We start from the raw sequence: 1,089 nt of genomic DNA on the forward strand, positions 1-1,089 counted from the left end.
TTTGGAAAAAATACCAATCTTCCCCATCACTATACCACCAGTTCGCTGGTTTGTTATTGTTATAGAATATAGATTCTTTATACTCTGCATTAACATCATGACTTACTACAGCATTCACCGCGATTGGTGTAGCTAATACTGCTAGTAAACTTAATCCTAATTTTATTTTATTATTCGTCATAATACAATTTCCCTCTTGCTCTCATTATTAAAAGTTTCACTATTAATTTTTACAATAGATTAATAAGCTACTCAAGTATAGTCTTAACATTTTATAAAAAATAAAGACTTTCTGAAATCAAATATAATTTTAATAGTTTTATTTTCCTATAGCAGTAAATGATCCGCCTAGCATTGTATCACTATCTGCATCACTTCTTTGGTTCCAAATTTCATTTATATTGTACCATTTTCCAGTTGCATTCGTATTATACGGATCCATAGCTTTTACTTTCCCATTATCATATCCTGATAATACAATGGCGTGTGTAGCATATGCACTTCTTACAAAGTATCCTTGTTTTACCGTTGCCAACACTGGTTCACCATTCTGTAATGCGCTTATTAACTGTTCTTTAGTTTTAAGTACTCTATAGTTATATCCATGTTTGTTTATAGCATAGGCTGCTCCCTTCGCACTTGTACCAACACCATTAGTATTTAATCCACCTCCACTAGAAATAGTATCAGCTACTGCTGGTGGAAGTACTTGTTGTCCTAATCCATTAAACACCATGGCTAATGATGTGGGTACACATCCTGCCATTGTAAGATTAGATGCTCCATATCTTCTATTACCCCAACGTTTATCCCATTGATAATATTGAGGCATGTTTAAAGCTGAGGCGTTAGTACTCACTTGTCCATTTAGATAATATTTTCCGTTATGCAGTCCATTTGCATACTTTCCATTTACAAAGTAATGAGTTCCATCATTATCTTTTCCATATCCTGTTAATTTCTTACCGTTTTGGAAGAAGAACCAATCTGTTCCATCGTCATACCACCAGTCTGCATATTTCCCATTTACAAAGTAATGTGTTCCGGCGTTATCTTTTCCATATCCTGTTAATTTCTTACCGTTTTGGA

Annotated in this window: 2 protein-coding genes; both read right to left on the reverse strand. The window is 33.9% G+C overall.

Annotated elements, in window-relative coordinates; translation table 11 throughout:
• Window positions 1-181 (reverse strand): hypothetical protein (locus tag JX287_RS01955; protein WP_204641545.1); only part of this gene is annotated, 181 nt, incomplete at its 3' end.
• A 138-nt stretch (window positions 182-319) separates the two neighbouring features.
• The coding region (locus JX287_RS01960) for a C39 family peptidase (RefSeq protein ID WP_204641546.1) at window positions 320-1,089 on the reverse strand (770 nt) is incomplete at its 5' end.

It is taken from the genome of Gemella haemolysans (assembly GCF_901873445.1).
Classification (GTDB): Bacteria; Bacillota; Bacilli; order Staphylococcales; family Gemellaceae; genus Gemella; species Gemella haemolysans_C.